The organism is Hyalangium gracile (genome assembly GCF_020103725.1).
Taxonomy (GTDB): Bacteria; Myxococcota; Myxococcia; order Myxococcales; family Myxococcaceae; genus Hyalangium; species Hyalangium gracile.
In genome coordinates this window covers 65,432-82,672 of the sequence record NZ_JAHXBG010000023.1, presented here as the reverse complement: position 1 = coordinate 82,672, position 17,241 = coordinate 65,432, and the positions used below count along the sequence as shown (strand labels likewise).

Sequence of the window (17,241 nt, the reverse complement as noted above, 5' to 3'; positions counted from 1 at the left end):
TGCGCCTGTGCCATGGGAACGACCAGCCATGAAGGCGCCTTGTGAGCGGACCGGCGGCGAACTGGTATGACAAGCAGACCAGTTCGGCCAGGGTTCGCCCGGCAGGATTGCGGACTGGACGCAGGGGCGGACTCGAACCCTCTGCCCGTCTCAGGTGACGCAGCCTCGAACGGGAGTCGTGAAAAGACTTCTGCGGACTTTAGAAGGGCGAGATTATCCTGAGGAGCCTCGTTGCGCGGGCCTGAAACCAGGGAAAGATGTATCAACAAGCCTTTCAACACGCCTGCCGCTCGCCTCGTTTCTCGCCTCGGAGTAATCCTATGAGCGAGCATTACCCTCGCATCCGCATCAGGGCACAAAATGGCGCGCTGCTGCTGCGAGAAGGGCTGAGTCTTTGTTTCTACATCCGCCATCCGCATTCGAGCGTAGGACCGATGGTGAGGCGTGCCTTGGAAATCTATCAGCGCGCCATCAAGCCTGACGAACTCACGCTGTACCCTCTCGATGACGATTGGGAGACGCTAGAAGCGGAGTGAAGTGAGAGTGCTTTATCCTGATAAGGGAATTTGGAACCCCATTTCAGTCAAGAAGCGCGAGGGCTCCTTCGAGTATCCCGAGTAGATCTGGGCGTAGGTGAGCGTCAGGGTTTCCCGAGCTCGGGTAATGGCGACGAAGCAGTTCCGGCGCTCCTCCTCCATCTCGACGCTCTGAGGCCCGCGCTTCTTTGCCTGAAAGGAGGGGAGCTGATCCTCGGCAAGCCCTATCAAGTAGATGTGATCAAACTCCTTTCCCTTGGAACCATGTATGGTCATCAGGGTTACCATGTTGCCCTGGGGAGGCGGCTCTTTGGATCGCAGGTCCAGCTCATGAAGGAACGCTTCGAGCGGCGCCCTAGCCCCTAAGGTCTGGCTGATCTCCTTATTGAGAAGAGCCCAAGCACGCTTGTCATTGGCGTAGCCGGCAAAGCGCTCGTCGGAGCCTCCCGCGACATCTCCTTGCATGAGGGTGTCGAACCATCGCGTTGCGAATGCAGTGAAGCTCGTGTAGTCCGTTTTTCGCACGAGTTGTTCAGTGACTTGCCGTGCAGCCTCTTGGGCTAACGGCGGGAATTCCGCACTCGTGGCGAGGTCGGCCCACTGTCGAAGATAATCTTGGTGGGTCGTTTCCGCAGAGGCGATGACGTCACTGTGCTCAAGTTCCACGCCCGTCAACTCCCGGAAGGTCGCGCACAGCAACTCCAGGTTTTGGGCATCGCGGCGGTGATTTGACTGCCGCAGGCACGCGTTCAGCCAGACAAATGGAGCGCTCTCGAAGGAGTCTCGCCTCTGCGCGATCACAGAGTGGACCTGCACCTCTGCGAGCGCTCGCTGGGCGATCTCCAGCAGACGGCGGTTCCGTGCCAGCACCGCGACCTCATGAAGCGCGCCAGCGCGTAATCGACGGATGTCCTGGGCTACTGCCTGGGTCTCCTCCCGCTCGGAGGCGTAGCGCCCGATGCGCACCGCGCCCTGTTCGAAGAGCCCTGTCGCCTTGCCAGACTCGAAGGGCTTTTTGCCTGGCATACGTCGAACGTTGTGGCGGATAAGGTTGTTCGCCAACAAGACGATATGCGGCGGACACCGGAAATTGGTTGGGAGTTGGAGCACTTCGGGCTCGAAGTCGCGCTTGAAGTCCTCCAGGCGTCGATGGCTCGCGCCGTTCCACTCGTAGATGATCTGATCGTCATCGGCCACTGCGAAGAGGTTCTTGAATTCGTCGCCGGCCATAGCCCGAAGCAGCGCGTACTGGGAGGTGTTGGTGTCCTGGAACTCGTCTATGCACCAGTAGGCGTAGACTTTCCGGTAACGCCGGGCGAAGGCAGGAAACTCGCGGAAGAGCTTCACCGCATAGAAGAGAAGCGAGCCAAAATCGAGGGCGTTAGTGCGTTTCTGGCATGCATCGTATGCCGTGTAGATGGCCGTGATGCGCTCCTTGAGTGACTCGCTTGCGACATGCAGGGGAGCCTCCGTTGGTTCGACTAACTCCGCGCGCAGCCGCTCGATGACGGGGAGCAAGCTGGCATCTGCATCACCGATGTCGCCTCCTTGCTTCCGGACCTCCTCTAGTGCTCCGCGCAGGATGAGTTCAAGGTCCCCTCGGGACGAGTAGATGCGGAAGTCAGGCGCGATACCCAGGTGGGTCCCATGCTGGCGCAGCACCTCTGCGCAGAAGGAATGAAAGGTGCCAAGGAAGAGACGTGAGGCGTGGTCCGGTACGAGGTCCTCGACGCGGGAACGCATCTCATCTGCGGCCTTGTTCGTGAAGGTGAGTCCGAGGATCTTGTACTTCTGGTCGGCGGACTCCTCGAGCAAGCGGGCAATTCTCCGCGTCAGCACTCGCGTTTTGCCAGAGCCGGGGCCGGCCATCAGTAGCATGGCGCCGTCATTCCAGCGAGCAGCTTCCTGCTGGATGGGGCTCAGGCCGACGAGGAGCCTCTCGGCGGACGAGGGGAGATCAGGCATTGGCGACCTCAGAGCAGCGAGTGAGGATCTCCTTGAAGAAGTCCGGCACCTTCTCAGGGCCAGCTCCATGGAGCGCATCGGCTAGGAGCGCTGCGCTGCCGGTCTTCTGCCGCCGCAAGAAGGGGATCAGTTCGCTTTCAGCAAAGGTCGGATCCTCAGGAGGCAGCACAAACTTGGCACCCAGCCGGGTTGCTGCTTCGTGTAGTTCACGAGGGAACTGGCGCGTGAGAAAGCCCTCCAAGTCTGTTCCCGGGAGCTTGCGGATGCGCATGTTCACTTCCTCGGGAAGAAACCCGTACTTTTCGATTTCCCGAATGTGGTCCCGTCCACCATCATCATCGTCGCAGAACATGAACCAGGGGAAGTCGAGCGCCCGAGCAAGTGCTGCGAAGGCACCGGGTGAGCCATTGTTCTTGTAGTCGATGAGCGCAATGCCTTGTGCGTCGAGGGAGATACCCATCATCTCCGCGAGCCGCGGGAGGATGGCTACCTCGCTCTGGCCCTCGCACAGTAACCAGCACCGGGCGAAAAAGATCTCACCCCGTGTGCGGCGAGCATAGATTTCAAGCGAGCGGAGTTCCTCATTGCTGAGGAGTGCAGCTGCCCGTCTTTGGAGGTCGCGGAGCTGCGGGTGAAGCGCGGCGTCCGAATAGCACCGAAGCAGGGCGCGCCAATCGTTCTCGGAAAGTCTTCGCTTGATGACCAATACGCCAGTAGGCTTCCGATACTCGTAGAGATCCTTGTTGTGCGAGACAATCCCGAGGAGCTGAGGACTCTCTGGTATAGGAGCTTCAACAGACGTAGGCAGCCAGTGAGCAGTTGTCGCGGCCCCCCGCCGGCGAAGGATCCGAAGACTGCGAATGGGAACGAGTTGCGCAAAGTACGGTGAGTGGGTTGTGACGAGCTTCTGACCGGGGAGACGCTTCACCTGTTCCCAGAGAGCGCGTGCTGCCTGAGGGTGGAGATGCGCCTCAGGTTCTTCCAGCGTGAGAACTGGAGTGCTCTCCTTTTCGTACATGACTGCCAGTAGATGATCCACGAACGCCTCAAACAGGAAGAGCACCGCCAAGCTCTGCAGTCCCTGTCCGTGCCGAGTGAGTGGGAATGTGACGTTGCTGCCCTTGCCGCGGAAGACGATCTCCGCGCGGGACATGAGGTCCCATATCTTCAGGGGCAGAGCGCGGATGGCAACACGATCCCCGGAACTAGTGGAGACGACGTCGCCAGCCCTGCCCATCGTCCGCGTCACGCGCTCAAGGCGGGCATCTACCGTCATCAACTCTTGGTTGAGAGCTTCCATGCGTTGGTGGATCTCTGCGACCTTGTCATCAGGTACATCGAGTGATCGGAGGATGCGACCCCAGAACTGCGAGCGCCCAGTGAACTCGTCGGTAACATCTCGGAGTGCGGAGAGGTGGAAGAGTGGCACGTAGCGCAGCAGAGGCTGGAAGTTGCTCGGAGAGCGGGCTTTTCCAGCCAGTGGCTTGCCATCGATAGAGAGGAACTCAAGCAGCGTCTTGAAGCTCTTGCTGGCAGGCTCGAACTTGGATGAGACACGCAGATGGATCGAGTCGATGTCCAAGGTTGGATCTGTCTGGATGATGTCATTCAGATCCTGCGTTACCGCATCAGGCCACTCGTCAGGTTGGCTCTCTTCGAAGGTAGCGTCGATGATGATTCCGTCGCTGGTGCGCGGGTTGGCGAGTTCGTCCTTCAGGTGGAAGTCATACTCGTCAAAGAGCGCTGAGGGCCGTGCTGCCGCCCGAGAGAGCAGGTGACGCAGCGCGTCGACAACAGCCGACTTGCCGACGTTGTTCTCCCCGAGAAGCACGGTCGTTCCATCCAGCGGGAGGGTGAGATCGGCGAGCGACCGGAAGTTGCGGATGCGGATCTGCTTCAGCTTCATGGCGTAGGCCAGCCCGGGAACAAGGACGGTGCGCGAGAGCGCACGGGGTAGGGGCTTCTCTACCATGGGCCACAGCCAGCTATAGGGGGGCGAAAGGCAGCATCGACGCTTGGTGCGCGGATGTGCGCGCACCTCGCACGCCTGGAAATGCCCGGCTCTCTCGTCGCCAGGAACTCCAAGGGAGTCGGGGCTAGCTCAGACCTGTCTTGAACTTGGACATGCAGTGTGCTCGATGCCGAGCTCGCTGCTCCGGCATGTGCGGCACGCCCCATCTTGTCTAGCTGCGTGGGAGGTCTATTTGCCGTGCCCCGCTCAGTCCCGCGAAGGCGCGCCCTGCGGCAATCAGTTGCGTCCCCTTGAACTCGTCGTGCTCAAGGAGGTCCACGAAGGGCCGTAGCAGATAGTTCTCCTGTGCCGAGATGCCGATCTCACTCAGGTTGGCTGGGAAGTCGATGATCAAGAGCCCCGGGTAGGCGAATGGCTCTTTTCGGCACAACTTGAGGAGCGCGTATTGGTACGCTAGGAAGAAGCAGGCTCGCAGGTGGGCGCCGAGCATGCGTTGCCAAGGCTGACGATCTACGAGCAGGCGCAGGCGCTCCTCAGTCACCGTGACTGACACCTGGCGAGTTCCCCATCGCGCGCGGTCCGGACCATTTAGCGCGTTGAGGTAGTCCGTCATCGCGTCGGCCAATTGGTCGCCCAGTTCGCTAAACTCGGGTTCAGCCTTCTTTTCTTGAACTGCGGACTTGAGCTTGGCGATCTCCTATCGAAGCGCGTCTGCGCGCCGGGCGAGGTCCTCGCGTCTATCGAGCGTCGTACCGATGCGCTGGAGTTGGCGGATACGCTCCTGGAGACGCCCTGTTTCCTGGTCCGCTGCCGCCAGTTCCGGCGGCAAGATCCACGCTGCTGCGGTGCGCACGGGTCGGAGGAGCCCTTCGACCCGCGTGATTTCCTCTGCTATATCTTGGCCTAGGCTAGAATGGCGAGATTATCCTGAGGAGCCTCGTTGCGCGGGCCTGAAACCAGGGAAAGATGTATCAACAAGCCTTTCAACGCGCCTGCCGCTCGCCTCGTTTCTCGCCTCGGAGTAATCCTATGAGCGAGCATTACCCTCGCATCCGCATCAGGGCACAAAATGGCGCGCTGCTGCTGCGAGAAGGGCTGAGTCTTTGTTTCTACATCCGCCATCCGCATTCGAGCGTAGGACCGATGGTGAGGCGTGCCTTGGAAATCTATCAGCGCGCCATCAAGCCTGACGAACTCACGCTGTACCCTCTCGATGACGATTGGGAGACGCTAGACGAAAAGGCCTGGGAGAATATACGCCAGAAGTTGCTCGCTTCCCGGGTTGCTCTCGTCCGCTTGAGCGACAGGCCAGGCAGTGACAAGGACTATCATTTCTATTACTACGGCAGGCCTGTCGGAGATCCCTCCGAGAGTGCGTTCCCGGGCACCGTGTGTGCGTTGGAGTGCTGGCTCCCCACGGAGTTCCTGGAGCAGCACGGCCCCGAGCGTGTGCGCGCATTGGCTTTGGAGATGGCGGAGCAGTTGCCCTTCTGCTCGGGCCATGTCGGCCTTGCATTCAACGGCGAGTTGGACCTGGTTGGCGTGCCCGAGGAGATTCGCCGCTACTGCTTTCGCTACCCAGGGCTCGACATCGTGCATCTGGGTCGCCTCGTGAGCCATCTGGGCACGCGTGTACGTGGCCCCCACTGGATGACCTTCCTGGGACAGCCGGTGCTCAGCGCATTGGGCGGAGCCCCCACCCTTCGCGCTCGCCTCACCTCCCCTGGGACCACGGTGCAGGAGTTGAACTCCGAGCGCGCTGTCATCACCTTGGGAGAATGGCCGGAAGCCGGCGACACGGACCGTGGACTCGCATTGCCCGCGTACCGCGAGCTGGCTCGCATCCTCGAGCCGTGGACCTACTTCGAGGAACACATCACAGGCAATGAATCCTTCCTGGAGAACCGGCGCCGCTGGGAGCGCCGATTCCTGGATTGAACTCAACGCGGCTCTTCGAACTCAGCGGTTGGCCGCCACCACGCGCGTCCACATCGTCAGCAGGTTGCGGACCACCGGGCCCTGCGGCACCTCCGCCGCCGGCGGCACGTCCACCTGGATTCCCTGCCCCGCCAGCCGCGTGAACGGGTTGGAGGCCTCCGCCGTCTTGATCGGCACCGAAGGATCCGCCGGCCGGAAGCCAAACCCCAGCGCCTTCTCCTGCACCGGGCGGCTCCGCAGGTACGCCAGCCACCGCCGCGCCGCCTCCCGCTGCTTCTCCGTCACCCACGGCGCCTGCAACACCGCCGCCGGATGGTCGCTCCAGAGCGTCACCGGCGGGTAGTACACCCTCAGGTTTCCCCACCGCTCCTGCGCGTTCGCCAGCTGCGAGATCGCCAGGCTCTCGTACACCACCGCGATGTCGTACTTGGACGGCCCGAACCGGACCATGTCCGCCATGAACGTGCCCGTCGACGTCTCGAACCGCTGCACGCCCTTCTCCAACTGCCGGATCCACTCCTGGTACTTCGGATCCAACAGCTCCCCCACCGTCAGCCCCGAGCGCTTGTTGTAGTACTCCAGCGTCGCCAGCAGCACCGCCTGCAGCCCCGAGTTCGAGCGCGTCGGATCCGTGTGCCCCAGCTTCACGAACCCCCAGTCCGCCTTGCCGCCAATCGCCGGCCAGCCCTGGTCGCTCGCCACCGCCTTGTGGATCGTCTTCCACGACACCGCCTGCGCCTCCCCCGCCTTCAACAGCACGTTCGCCCGGTCCTCCCACACCACGAACACCAGCGGCGTAATCACCAGCGGCTGCGGCGCGTCCTCCCCGTCCCGAGCGAACAGCGCCCCCCTCAGTGGCTCCGTCGCCCAGTCCGACTCCAGCATCCGCAGCACCGCCGAGTCCGCCGGACTCCACACCGTCGGCTTGTCCCGGCCATCCAGGATGCCCTGCGCCGCGTCCAGCGAGCCCCGCCCTACCAGGCTCACCTTGATGGTGGGGTGCTCCTGCTGGAAGCTGGCTGCCGCCGCCTCCACCCACTCCCTCTTCTCCGTGCTGTAGAGGAAGGTGATCTCCGTCACCTCCCGGGGCTGGACCGGCTGGCTCGGAGCGCTGCTCCCCTGCGTGCCGCCTCCCTTGTCCCCTGAGTCGCTGCCGCGCCGGGACAGGTAGAACACCCCCCCCACGGCCGCCAGGAACCCGATGACCACCAACACCCGCGGGCTCATGGAACTCGGACCTCGAGGCAGGGCGTCAAGGTCTCCTCGGAGGCGCTGTTGACGACATGGGACTTCCGCATCGCTATATTCCTTGGCCTGCGGCTTCAGGTATCGACTGTGTTACGCCACCATCCGGCGCCTCAAGAGGTGGCCCCATAACTCACCTCCTTCTTGCGCCCCTGTCACAGCCCTGTCACGAAGAGTCCCGCTGGGGGCGCGGAGACGACTCGACATCCGGGCTGCGTTCCCGTAGGAACTACACCCCCATACATCGCGAAGCATCGAATTCACGCGCCCCCCTCAACCCTCGGAGATCCAGTCGCCATGAGAGCACTTCGCATCCCCCTGTTGGGCCTGTGTGCCGCCCTGGCCGCCTGCGCGGCCAAGAAGCCACCGCCTCCGCAGCGCCTCACCCTGGGTGAGAGCACCGTGGAGTACCGCGACTACACCCTGGTGAAAGGCTCGCTGTGCGACGCCGATCCGCGCCGCCTGGGGCCGGAGCTGCAGAAGATCAACGAGGTGCTCGAGGGCTTCGTCACCAAGTCGGAGGACGCCACCAAGCCGGACGCCACCGCCGAGCAGGTCGAGGTGCTCCGAGAGGGCTCCAAGGCCCTGGGCCCCGTGGTGCAGGCGCACACCAAGAACCTGGCCGGGCTGAACCAGTGCGGCTTCAAGAAGCAGGCGCCCTTCCCGGACGTCATCAAGAAGGGCGATGAGGTGGTGAAGCTGGCCAAGGCCCGGCTGGACGAGGCCCCCACCGTCCTGGCCGACGCCGACCGCCGACTGGCCGAGAAGAAGTGGCGCGAGGACTCCAACGCCCGCGAGGAGGCCGCCAAGCAGACCTTCTGCACGGCCAAGACGGCGGTGGGCAACGGAGACCTGTACTTCGCTCGCGCGGAGCCCCACGGCAAGACGCAGTGGATGTTCTGCGACGGCATCATGGTGGAGCAGGCCTCGGGCAGCGAGCCCACGGTCGTCATCCCCGAGTCCGTCAGCAAGAAGGACCGCAAGCGCATCCAGGAGAAGCGCTACCTGGACGCCGCCAAGAGCCTCCCCGCCGAGGAGATCGACAAGCCCGGCGCCGAGAAGCCGGCCGAGGCGAAGGAGTAGCTCCCGGGAAGGAGTTGCTCCCGGCGCGGGCCTCCACGCCCACCGTGGAGGCCCTGGCCGCGCCTACTGCGCCCAGCTCGGCCAGCGCCTCACGCGCCCATCCGCGCCACTCGCTGCGCGAGGTGCGCGTCTCCTCCGGCCTCGATGGCTTGCAGATGCGTCTGCAGCGCCCCGCCCTTCTCCTGCAGGTGCGCCTCCAGGTACGGCTTGAGCGCGTTCCACCGCCGCTGCCACCCCACCTCGGAGCTGCCTCGCAGCTCGGGACGCGCGGTGAGGAGCAGCCCCATGCGCAGCGCGAGCTCCGGCTCGGCCAGCGCCTCCGCCTCGCGAGCCACCGCCGCGGGAGCCCCAGCAGCCGCGCTCTTCCACCGCTGCGAGGCCCGGACGAAGGCCGCCACGTCCAGCTCGCCCAGCAGCGACATCGCCAGCCGGAGCGGGAGCCGCTGGCCTGGAGGCGCCGTCACCCGCCCCATGAGCGACTCGAACACCGTGTTCAGGGCCGGGTGGCTCGCCGGATCGACGCCCGCGAGTCTCCGCAGCGCCCGACGGGCTCGCCGCGCCTGGCGGTTCACCTGCCAGCTCCGCTTGCCGAGCCGGGCCTCCAGCACCGAGAGCGCCTGGGCCGCGGCCGCCACCTGCTCCGCCGTCGGCTTCGCCGGGCGCAGCCTGGGAGGCAGCTCGGGCCTGGGGGGAGGCGCCTTCTCCTTGCTCGCGGCGGGCGCTGGAGCTTCTCCACCCTCCGTCACCTCGCGGTAGCCCTCGCGCAGCTTCTCCGCGACCTTCTTCTCGTACTCGCGCCGGGCGCTCTCCTCGTCCGGGAACGCCTTCTCCTTGCGCTGTCCCGCCGTCCCGATGCGCCCGTACGTCACGATGAAGGTGTTGCCCTGCAGCTCGGGGCTCCAGAACTTGGAGCTGGAGCCCTCGACGAACTCGAACCTGCGCATGACATGGACCTCCGGCCTGAAGCCCCCACGCTACTACGGACGGGCGCCCGGGCGGCTCAGCTCTTCGCCTGCTCCAGCTCGCGCAGCCCCGCCTCCCGGCTCATGCGGCCCTCGTAGCCCAGTTCCCGGCGCGCCTTCGCGTCGCTCACCGTGACTTCCTGCCCCACCAGCAGCAGCTCCGAGCGGATGACGGGCGGGTTCCCCGGCAACGAGAGGAAGTTCCACAGCACCTCGGACACCGTCGCCACGCCCATCGCCAGTCCGAAGGGAATCGTCCCCTTGCCCGGATCCACGCCCTGGGTCTTCAGCAGCGTGGTGATGAAGTCGCGGAAGTCCACCGGCTCGCCATCCGTGAGGAAGTACGCCTCGCCGCCGCGCCCCTTCTCCGCCGCCAGCAGGAGCCCCTCCACGCAGTTGGCCACGTGGCAGGTGGACGTCTTGTAGTGGCCGCCGCCGATCCAGCGGAACCGGCCGGACTTCACCGCGTGGATGATGGCGGGGAGCACCGCGTTGTCGCCCTTGCCCCAGATGAAGCGCGGGCGCATGGCGATGGTGGTGAACTCGGGTGAGTTCACCGAGAGGACGAGGCGCTCCGCCGCGTTCTTCGTGGAGGGGTAGTTCCCGATGGGCGCCGCCGGGAGGGGCCGCGTCTCGTCCACGTTCACCAGCGGCGAGCCATCCACGAGCACCGCCTCGGTGCTGACGTGGACCAGGCGCTTGACGCCCGAGGCCCGCGACGCCTCCAGCACGTTCTCCGTGCCGCGCACGTTGGTCTCGAAGAAGCTCGCGCGAGGGCCCCAGGTCTTCACGTACGCCGCCGAGTGGAAGACGACCTCGCAGCCCTCCATGCCGCGCTTGAGCGCGTCCACGTCCGAGAGGTCCCCCGGAACCGGCTCGGCTCCCGCCTGGCGCACCTCGGCGTTGGCGGCCTCGGAGCGCGCGATGGCTCGCACCTCGTGCCCCTTCTCGCGCAGCGCCGCGATGAGGCGCTTGCCCACGAATCCTGAACCACCCGTGACGAATGCGCGCATGCCCTGTCCTCCGCGAGAGCCCCACGCCTACTACCGTTCCCATGACTCCGCCAGCACGCCGCCACCCCCAGCACGTCAGAACATGTCGGGCAGGGCCGGCGCGGGGCCGGAGAAGAGGGTGGTGGCCAGCCGCACGGTGGCGTCGTCCGCTACGAGCGCGCCCACCGAGCGCAGCGCCTCCGGCGACATGAAGCCCGTGTAGAGCGAGGCGAAGGCCCGGATGTCCATGCGCATGAGGGAGTTTCCACCGCCCCGGCGGATGTGGCCCGCGCCTCCGGACACCTCGAGGATGAAGCTGCCGCTGTTGTCGGGGAAGAGCTCATCCTCCAGCTCGAAGTGCAGCGTGCCGGAGACGCCCTGCGGGTAGCCGCGGGACTCGAGCGCGGCGGGGACGTCCAGCACGCGCAGCATCCAGTGGAAGAGCAGCTTCACCTGGTAGGTCTGCTCGGGCAGCAGCAGCAGCAGGGGATCGACCTGGGCGCCGGTCCACACCACCTCGCGGGCCAGCGAGCGGTGATCGCCGAGGAAGCTCAGCAGCCGCCGCCCCGCGGCGGGGGTGAGCGCGACGAAGTCCGTGAGGAAGAGCTCCTGCTGGAGGTCCACCTTGCTCCGGCGCACCAGGTACAGGTAGCCCTCCACGCCGTTGGCGCCCTCCACCAGGAAGCCGTAGGCCGTCTCCTTGCGCGGGTGGAGCACGCGGTCCCAGACGTAGGGGCCCCGATCGAGGTACCCCTGCCGCGTGGAGGCGTAGCGGCGGTAGACCTCCTGGATGGCCGGCTGGTCCGAGGCCTTGATCGGCCGAAGCTGGAGGCTGCGCTCGCTGAAGTCGAGCGCGTGGGCCTGCACCCGGATCTCGAACCGGGCTCCCGCCTGCTCGTAGCCCACGCGCCGGTAGAGCGGCTGGGTCGCGGGATAGAGGACGGAGAGCGCGAACCCCATGCCGCGCAGCTCCTGGAGCGCGTGCCGCATGAGCCGGGTGGCCGCTCCCCTGCCTCGCGCGCTCGGCGCCACGCCCACGCCGCCGATGCCCGCCATGGAGACCCGCTGCCCGAAGAAGAACTGCCCCATGGGGATGGCAGTCGCCGTGGCCAGCACCTCTCCCTGCTCGCGCAGCACCCGGATGTTCGCGGCCGCCTTCTCCACCCAGGCCACACTGTCGGCGGGGGGCATGGCGAACGCCTGAGCGATGATGTCCGCCACCGCCGCCAGGTCCTCCGCGCCCTCGGGTGAGCCGAACTCCGGTCTGCCCCTCTCCATGACATGCCTCCCGCTCGCCGGCCGCGAGCGCCCGAGGGCCACGATACGCCGAGCGCCTCATCCCGAGCACGCCCCTCCCTCAGGCGCTAGCATCGCGGCCATGATCCGCCCCGCCACGTCCGCCGACATCCCCGCCATCCTCCAGCTCATCCGCGCTCTGGCCGACTACGAGAAACTCACCCACCAGGTGGTCGTCGACGAGGCCCAGCTGCGCGAGCACCTCTTCGGAGCCCGCCCCTACGCCGAGGTGCTGCTGGCCGAGGATGAAGGGCGCGTGGTGGGCTACGCGCTGTTCTTCCACTCCTACTCCACGTTCCTGGGCCGCCCGAGCATGTACCTGGAGGACCTCTTCGTCCTGCCCGAGCTGCGCGGGCGAGGGCACGGCAAGCAGCTGCTCGCCCGGCTGGCGAAGCTCGCCGTCGAGCGCGACTGTGGGCGCTTCGAGTGGATGGTGCTCGACTGGAACACGCCGGCCATCCAGTTCTATGAGTCCCTGGGCGCGGCGCTCGCGCCCGAGTGGAAGCTGTGCCGGATGACGGGTGACGCGCTGCGGCGGTTCGCCGCGACCGCCACGTGAGGCCAGGAGGCAACCCGATGATCGCCAGTGTCGACGTGGACTACCGGCCGGATGCCACCGTGGCGGCCTGCGTCGTCTTCCGGGACTGGAGCGACGAGGCCGAGGCGGCGCACTTCGTGGACCGGGGGCCTCCCGCCGAGCCCTATGTCCCAGGTGAGTTCTACCGCCGCGAGCTGCCAGCGCTGCTGCGGGTGCTGGCCCAGGTGCCCGACCCGCTGACGACCGTGGTCATCGATGGCTACGTCTGGCTCGCGGGTGAGGATCGACCCGGGCTGGGCGCCCACCTCTACGAGGCGCTCGAGCGGCGGGTGCCCGTCATCGGCGTGGCCAAGACAGCGTTCCAAGCCAGCCGGATTGCTGTCCCGGTGCTGCGAGGGGAGAGCCAGCGCCCCCTGCTCGTGACGGCCGTGGGAGTGGACGTCCAGGACGCCGCGGCGTGCATCCAGCGCATGCACGGCCCCTCTCGGCTGCCCACCCTGCTCAAGCGCGTGGACCGGCTGTGCCGCGAGGCCTGAGGCACTACACCCTGGGTGCGATCCGGGTGCCCTGCTCGCTTCAGCGCCAGCCCATTCCCTAAGATGGTGGCGGGTGGTGCATCCGGCCCCCGTGGAGGCAGCCCGCAGCCATGACCCTGAACGAGTTCTTCGACGCGTCCTATCAATGGGGAGAGCAGCACGCGCAGTTCATCCTCCTCCTGGGCGTGGCCATCCCCGCCGTGGGCACGCTGGCGGCCTTCATCGGCAGGGGTGGGAAGACGGACGAGGACGGGCGCTTCATCGCGAGCGCCGTCCTGGGCTTCTCCATGCTGGCGGTGGTGCTGGAGATGATGGCCATCTTCGTGGGCACCTTCGTCCGCGGCGCCAACCTCCTCGATGCCAACGTGGCGCTGCTGGCCGCGCCCATCGTCTGCCTCTTCGGCTCCCTCCTCGGCCTGCGCCTGGTCTTCCCCCTGGCGGAGATCGGCGTCATCCGGACGCTCCTGGACATGGCGGGCTTCTTCGTCTCCTGCCTCCTCGTCATGTGGTTCATGTCGAAGTTCAACGGCTGGAGCATCATGATCTTCGGCTCGCTCTTCACCTTCCTCATCATCGCGGTGATGGGCTTCTTCTTCATCCGCTGGCAGTTCCGGAGGGCGTTCGGAATCGGCCAGGAGCGGCGGACGCCTCGGCCGGTTCGGGTCCGCTCCCACTACGACTCGGAGTAGCGTGCCCGACAGGAGGCGCACCGGGTGAATCTCTCCTGCCAGTCCTGTGGAGCCCAGCTCGTGGTGGCGGACACGCTGCGCACCGCGACGTGCCCGTACTGCGCGGCCCCCTCCATCGTGGAGCGCCCGCCGACGCCGGACCGCCCCCCGCCCACGTTCGCGCTCGGCTTCGTGCAGACGCCGCAGAAGGCCAAGGAGCTGGCCCGGGAGAACCTGCTCCGCCGCAGCTTCTGGGCCCCGTCCAGCGTCCGCAACGCCTCCGTCGAGGAGCTGCGCGGCATCTACGTCCCGGCCTGGCTCTACAGCACGCTGGCCGAGTCCGACTTCACCGCCACCATCGGCGAGCACTACACGGAGACGGAGACGTACACGACGACGGAGAACGGCAAGAGCGTCACCCGGACGCGACAGGTGACCAAGACCGAGTGGCGCCCGCTCGAGGGCCGCCATGCGGAGTACATCCCCGACGTGCTCGTCACCGCCTCCTCGGGCCTGCCCAACGAGGAGCTGGAGCACATCGAGCCGTTCGATCTGCGAGCGCTGCGACGCTACGACGACGCGCTCATCGCCGGGTGGATCAGCGAGGAGCCCTCCCTTCCCCAGGCGCAGTGCCTGGAGCAGGCGCGGGCGGAGGCGGTGAGCCTGCTGCGCAAGCGGCTCGCGGCCTTCATGCCGGGGGACACGCACCGGGAGTTGCGGTACTCGACACGCTTCAACCAGGAGGCGCTGGTGGTGTGCCTGCTGCCCGTGTGGGTGATGGCCCTGCGCCATGATCCGGAGGCGCCGCCGCTGCGCTTCCTGGTGAATGGCCAGACAGGCAGGGTGTACGGCCGGGTGCCCATCTCCTGGGTGAAGGTGTTGATCGCCGTGCTGCTGGCGCTGCTGGTGGCGGGCGGCATCTATCTCCTGACGTCCTCGAGGTGAAGGGTCCGCGATGAGCTCCGTCGAGTCGCAGTGCCAGCGCTGCCAGAGCCGGTTGGAGGCCGAGGACCTTCGCTGTCCCGTCTGCGCGCTGCCCACGCCCCGGCCCGCCCGATCCGCGGAGCGTGAGCGCGCCCGCGTCATCCGCTGCGACAATTGCGGGGCGGCCATCGCGTACTCGGTGGAGGCCCAGGCGCCCCGGTGCGCCTACTGCACGTCGCAGATGCACGTCGAGACGCAGGAGGATCCCATCGATCAGGCCGACCGGTTCGTGCCCTTCGAGGTGAGCCCGGAGCAGGCGCGGCAGGCGCTGTCGGCGTTCCTGGGCAAGGGCGGCTTCTTCCGGCCCACGGACCTGGCGAGCCGCTCGGCGCTGGACTCCCTGCGGCCGCTGTGGTGGCCGGGCTGGGAGTTCGACGCGCGCGTCGAGGTCTCCTGGACGGCCGACACCAACGCGGGAGCCCACCGGAGCGACTGGGCGCCCCACTCGGGCACGACCCACCTCTTCCTGCAGGACATCCTCGTCTCCGCCTCGCGAGGGCTGACCTCGCGGGAGACCCAGGAGCTCTCTCCGCACTACGACATCACGAAGGCGAAGCCCGAGCCCGTGGGCCCTCCCGAGGCGCAGGTGGAGCTGTTCGATGTCACGCGCTCGGGCGCGCGGCGGCAGATCCTCTCCGCGGTGGAGAACATGGCCCGGCAGCGCATCGCCCACGAGGACCTGCCGGGCACCCGCCATCGCAACCTGCGCGTGGCGGTGGCGCTGTCGGGGCTGGAGACCTCGCACTACGCCCTGCCCGCCTACGTGCTCGCGTACCGCTATGGGAAGAAGCTGTACCGCGTGGTGGTGCACGGACAGAACGCCAGCCATGTCCTCGGCGAGAGGCCCGTCTCCTGGGTGAAGGTCGTGGCGACGGTGCTCGCCGCCCTGGCGGTCCTCGTCATCATCACCCTGCTGCGCCGAGCGTCCTGAGCCGCCGCCCCCTCACTTCCGGCGATCGTCGCGCGTGGCGACGATGTGCCGGTAGGGGATGACGCGGATGAGCTCGTCCACGGTCGTCAGCCCGGCGGCGATCTTCTCCAGCGCGTCGTCGACCATCGTCTTGAAGAAGTGCTCACGGGCGTGCTTGCGGATCTGCGCGTTGTGCGCTCCGCCGGCGATGAGGTCCTGCAGGCCCGCGTCCACCACGAGCAGCTCGAAGAGGCCGACGCGCTTGCGGTAGCCGGTGTGGTGGCAGTAGTCGCAGCCTCGGCCCGCCAGCAGCTTCACGCCGTCCAGCAGGTGGCCGAGCAGCGCCTTCTGCTCGTCGGTGGGCTCGCGGGGCTCGGAGCACTTCTCGCAGATGCGGCGCGCGAGCCGCTGGGCCAGGACGGCCAGCAGCGCGTCCGCGATGTCCGTGTCGTCCAGCTCGAGGCCTCGCAGGCGGCCGATGGCGCCCACGGCATCCGCGGTGTGGAGCGTGCCCAGGACGATGTGGCCCGTGCGGGCGGCATTGATGGCGGTGCTGCCCGTCTCCAGGTCGCGGATCTCTCCCATCAGCAGCACGTTGGGGTCCTGGCGCAGCAGCGCCCGCAGCAGCACGGGGTACGGCATGTTCGGGCTGACCTGCTTCTGGTTCACCTTGGGGACGAAGTACTCGATGGGGTCCTCGGCGGTGATGATCTTCTTGCGCCCGTCATTGAGCTGGGCCAGCGCCGAGTACAGCGTGGTGGTCTTCCCGCTGCCGGTGGGGCCGGTGACGAGCACCAGGCCCTCGGGGTTGGCGAGCAGCTGGAGCAGGATGCGCTGCATGTCCGCGTTCATCCCGAGCTGCGTCACCGGCACGAGGCCCGCGCCCGAGTCGAGGATGCGGATGACGACGTCCTCGCCCGCGGGGCTGGGCACCACGCTCACGCGGTAGTCGATGACCTTGCGGTTGTCCTCGCCCCTGTCGATGACGGCCTGGATGCGTCCGTCCTGGGGCTTGCGGTGCTCGGTGATGTCGAGCTCGGCGAGGATCTTGATGCGGTTGACGACCTCCTGGACCGTCTCGGGGCTCATGTCCGTGTACATCTGGTGGAGGATGCCGTCGATGCGCAGGCGCAGGTCCACGTCGCCCGGGTAGCTCTCGATGTGGATGTCCGAGGCCTTCTTCTCCACGGCCACCGAGAGGATGGAGTCGACGAGCTCCACGGCCGTGGGGTGGGTCCGCGAAGGCGGCTTGGGACGGATGACGAGGTCCGCCGTGACGCGAGGCCCGGAGCCGAAGCCGGTCTCCAGCGCGGACTCGATCTCGTAGCGGTTGAGGCGCACCGGGCGGATGGAGCGCTCCAGCAGATCTCCCAGCCGCGAAAGCAGGTGCGTGTTGTCCGGGTCGAGCATGCCCACGGTGACCGTCGCGTTGGGAGCGGCGGGGTCCACCTTGCCCAGCACCACCACGAGGTGGCGGCGGCAGAAGGGCTCCGGCAGCAGTCGCAAGGAGTTGCGGTCGAGGGGGTACTGGGAGAGCTCGGAGAAGTTGTTGGACTCTTGCGACATGGCCCCAAGGGTATACCGAGAACCCGCGCGGCCTAGGGATTCCCAGGCCA

16 protein-coding genes are annotated in these 17,241 nt (G+C 66.6%); 8 read left to right on the top strand and 8 right to left on the bottom strand.

The genetic code is table 11. The features are described 5' to 3' along the window. Positions 1-320 precede the first annotated feature (320 nt). Positions 321-536, top strand: a complete 216-nt coding sequence (locus tag KY572_RS35335) for a hypothetical protein (RefSeq protein WP_224248093.1) — start codon at positions 321-323, stop codon at positions 534-536. 12 nt (positions 537-548) lie between these two features. Here KY572_RS35335 and KY572_RS35330 read toward each other — a convergent pair whose 3' ends face one another. From KY572_RS35330 to KY572_RS35320, 3 genes are all read right to left on the bottom strand, one after another. Then, positions 549-2,501: an ATP-dependent helicase gene (locus tag KY572_RS35330; protein WP_224248092.1), complete on the bottom strand. Its 1,953-nt coding sequence runs from the start codon at positions 2,499-2,501 to the stop codon at positions 549-551. Further along, complete coding sequence (locus KY572_RS35325; protein ID WP_224248091.1) at positions 2,494-4,473, bottom strand: ATP-dependent nuclease; 1,980 nt, start codon at positions 4,471-4,473, stop codon at positions 2,494-2,496. Before KY572_RS35325 ends, KY572_RS35330 begins: the two co-directional genes overlap by 8 nt. A 211-nt stretch (positions 4,474-4,684) precedes the next feature. Further along, positions 4,685-5,086, bottom strand: coding sequence for a hypothetical protein (locus KY572_RS35320; protein WP_224248090.1), 402 nt, complete (start codon positions 5,084-5,086; stop codon positions 4,685-4,687). 416 nt (positions 5,087-5,502) lie between these two features. Between KY572_RS35320 and KY572_RS35315 the strand changes: the two genes are divergently transcribed. Next, entirely contained in the window at positions 5,503-6,411 is a 909-nt protein-coding gene (locus KY572_RS35315) for a DUF3396 domain-containing protein (protein ID WP_224248089.1), read from the top strand. A gap of 21 nt (positions 6,412-6,432) precedes the next feature. Here the strand turns inward: KY572_RS35315 and KY572_RS35310 are convergent, their stop codons facing one another. Continuing rightward, positions 6,433-7,638, bottom strand: coding sequence for a substrate-binding domain-containing protein (locus KY572_RS35310; protein WP_224248088.1), 1,206 nt, complete (start codon positions 7,636-7,638; stop codon positions 6,433-6,435). Positions 7,639-7,953: 315 nt separating this feature from the next. Here KY572_RS35310 and KY572_RS35305 point away from each other — a divergent pair, with 315 nt between their 5' ends. Further along, positions 7,954-8,739: a hypothetical protein gene (locus KY572_RS35305; protein ID WP_224248087.1), complete on the top strand. Its 786-nt coding sequence runs from the start codon at positions 7,954-7,956 to the stop codon at positions 8,737-8,739. 89 nt (positions 8,740-8,828) lie between these two features. On the opposite strand, the gene KY572_RS35300 is transcribed toward KY572_RS35305, so the two are convergent. From KY572_RS35300 to KY572_RS35290, 3 genes are all read right to left on the bottom strand, one after another. Then, entirely contained in the window at positions 8,829-9,683 is an 855-nt protein-coding gene (locus KY572_RS35300; RefSeq protein ID WP_224248086.1) for a WGR domain-containing protein, read from the bottom strand. A gap of 56 nt (positions 9,684-9,739) precedes the next feature. Continuing rightward, positions 9,740-10,714, bottom strand: a complete 975-nt coding sequence (locus KY572_RS35295; RefSeq protein ID WP_224248085.1) for an NAD-dependent epimerase/dehydratase family protein — start codon at positions 10,712-10,714, stop codon at positions 9,740-9,742. 75 nt (positions 10,715-10,789) lie between these two features. Further along, positions 10,790-11,971 (bottom strand): GNAT family N-acetyltransferase, encoded by a 1,182-nt coding sequence (locus KY572_RS35290; protein ID WP_224248084.1) that lies wholly within the window; start codon positions 11,969-11,971, stop codon positions 10,790-10,792. Positions 11,972-12,071: 100 nt separating this feature from the next. On the opposite strand from KY572_RS35290, the gene KY572_RS35285 reads away from it, so the two are divergent. The 5 genes from KY572_RS35285 to KY572_RS35265 all read left to right on the top strand — a co-directional run bounded on the left by KY572_RS35285 (position 12,072) and on the right by KY572_RS35265 (position 15,646). Beyond that, entirely contained in the window at positions 12,072-12,548 is a 477-nt protein-coding gene (locus KY572_RS35285; protein WP_224248083.1) for a GNAT family N-acetyltransferase, read from the top strand. A 17-nt stretch (positions 12,549-12,565) separates the two neighbouring features. Next, positions 12,566-13,063: an endonuclease V gene (locus tag KY572_RS35280; protein ID WP_224248082.1), complete on the top strand. Its 498-nt coding sequence runs from the start codon at positions 12,566-12,568 to the stop codon at positions 13,061-13,063. Between the two features lie 110 nt (positions 13,064-13,173). Then, the gene (locus KY572_RS35275; protein ID WP_224248081.1) at positions 13,174-13,752 is read left to right on the top strand and encodes a hypothetical protein; all 579 of its coding nucleotides are present in this window, start codon (positions 13,174-13,176) and stop codon (positions 13,750-13,752) included. Positions 13,753-13,776: 24 nt separating this feature from the next. Next, the gene (locus tag KY572_RS35270; RefSeq protein WP_224248080.1) at positions 13,777-14,676 is read left to right on the top strand and encodes a hypothetical protein; all 900 of its coding nucleotides are present in this window, start codon (positions 13,777-13,779) and stop codon (positions 14,674-14,676) included. Between the two features lie 10 nt (positions 14,677-14,686). Further along, positions 14,687-15,646, top strand: coding sequence for a zinc ribbon domain-containing protein (locus KY572_RS35265; RefSeq protein ID WP_224248079.1), 960 nt, complete (start codon positions 14,687-14,689; stop codon positions 15,644-15,646). A gap of 12 nt (positions 15,647-15,658) precedes the next feature. Here KY572_RS35265 and KY572_RS35260 read toward each other — a convergent pair whose 3' ends face one another. Then, the gene (locus KY572_RS35260; RefSeq protein WP_224248078.1) at positions 15,659-17,191 is read right to left on the bottom strand and encodes a GspE/PulE family protein; all 1,533 of its coding nucleotides are present in this window, start codon (positions 17,189-17,191) and stop codon (positions 15,659-15,661) included. Between the last annotated feature and the right edge of the window lie 50 nt (positions 17,192-17,241).

Excerpts from the sequence above, each read along its gene's own strand:
- KY572_RS35335 (WP_224248093.1), top strand. The coding sequence starts at position 321 with ATGAGCGAGCATTACCCTCGCATCCGCATCAGGGCACAAAATGGCGCG.
- KY572_RS35330 (WP_224248092.1), bottom strand. The coding sequence starts at position 2,501 with ATGCCTGATCTCCCCTCGTCCGCCGAGAGGCTCCTCGTCGGCCTGAGC.
- KY572_RS35325 (WP_224248091.1), bottom strand. The coding sequence starts at position 4,473 with ATGGTAGAGAAGCCCCTACCCCGTGCGCTCTCGCGCACCGTCCTTGTT.
- KY572_RS35320 (WP_224248090.1), bottom strand. The coding sequence starts at position 5,086 with ATGACGGACTACCTCAACGCGCTAAATGGTCCGGACCGCGCGCGATGG.
- KY572_RS35315 (WP_224248089.1), top strand. The coding sequence starts at position 5,503 with ATGAGCGAGCATTACCCTCGCATCCGCATCAGGGCACAAAATGGCGCG.
- KY572_RS35310 (WP_224248088.1), bottom strand. The coding sequence starts at position 7,638 with ATGAGCCCGCGGGTGTTGGTGGTCATCGGGTTCCTGGCGGCCGTGGGG.
- KY572_RS35305 (WP_224248087.1), top strand. The coding sequence starts at position 7,954 with ATGAGAGCACTTCGCATCCCCCTGTTGGGCCTGTGTGCCGCCCTGGCC.
- KY572_RS35300 (WP_224248086.1), bottom strand. The coding sequence starts at position 9,683 with ATGCGCAGGTTCGAGTTCGTCGAGGGCTCCAGCTCCAAGTTCTGGAGC.
- KY572_RS35295 (WP_224248085.1), bottom strand. The coding sequence starts at position 10,714 with ATGCGCGCATTCGTCACGGGTGGTTCAGGATTCGTGGGCAAGCGCCTC.
- KY572_RS35290 (WP_224248084.1), bottom strand. The coding sequence starts at position 11,971 with ATGGAGAGGGGCAGACCGGAGTTCGGCTCACCCGAGGGCGCGGAGGAC.
- KY572_RS35285 (WP_224248083.1), top strand. The coding sequence starts at position 12,072 with ATGATCCGCCCCGCCACGTCCGCCGACATCCCCGCCATCCTCCAGCTC.
- KY572_RS35280 (WP_224248082.1), top strand. The coding sequence starts at position 12,566 with ATGATCGCCAGTGTCGACGTGGACTACCGGCCGGATGCCACCGTGGCG.
- KY572_RS35275 (WP_224248081.1), top strand. The coding sequence starts at position 13,174 with ATGACCCTGAACGAGTTCTTCGACGCGTCCTATCAATGGGGAGAGCAG.
- KY572_RS35265 (WP_224248079.1), top strand. The coding sequence starts at position 14,687 with ATGAGCTCCGTCGAGTCGCAGTGCCAGCGCTGCCAGAGCCGGTTGGAG.
- KY572_RS35260 (WP_224248078.1), bottom strand. The coding sequence starts at position 17,191 with ATGTCGCAAGAGTCCAACAACTTCTCCGAGCTCTCCCAGTACCCCCTC.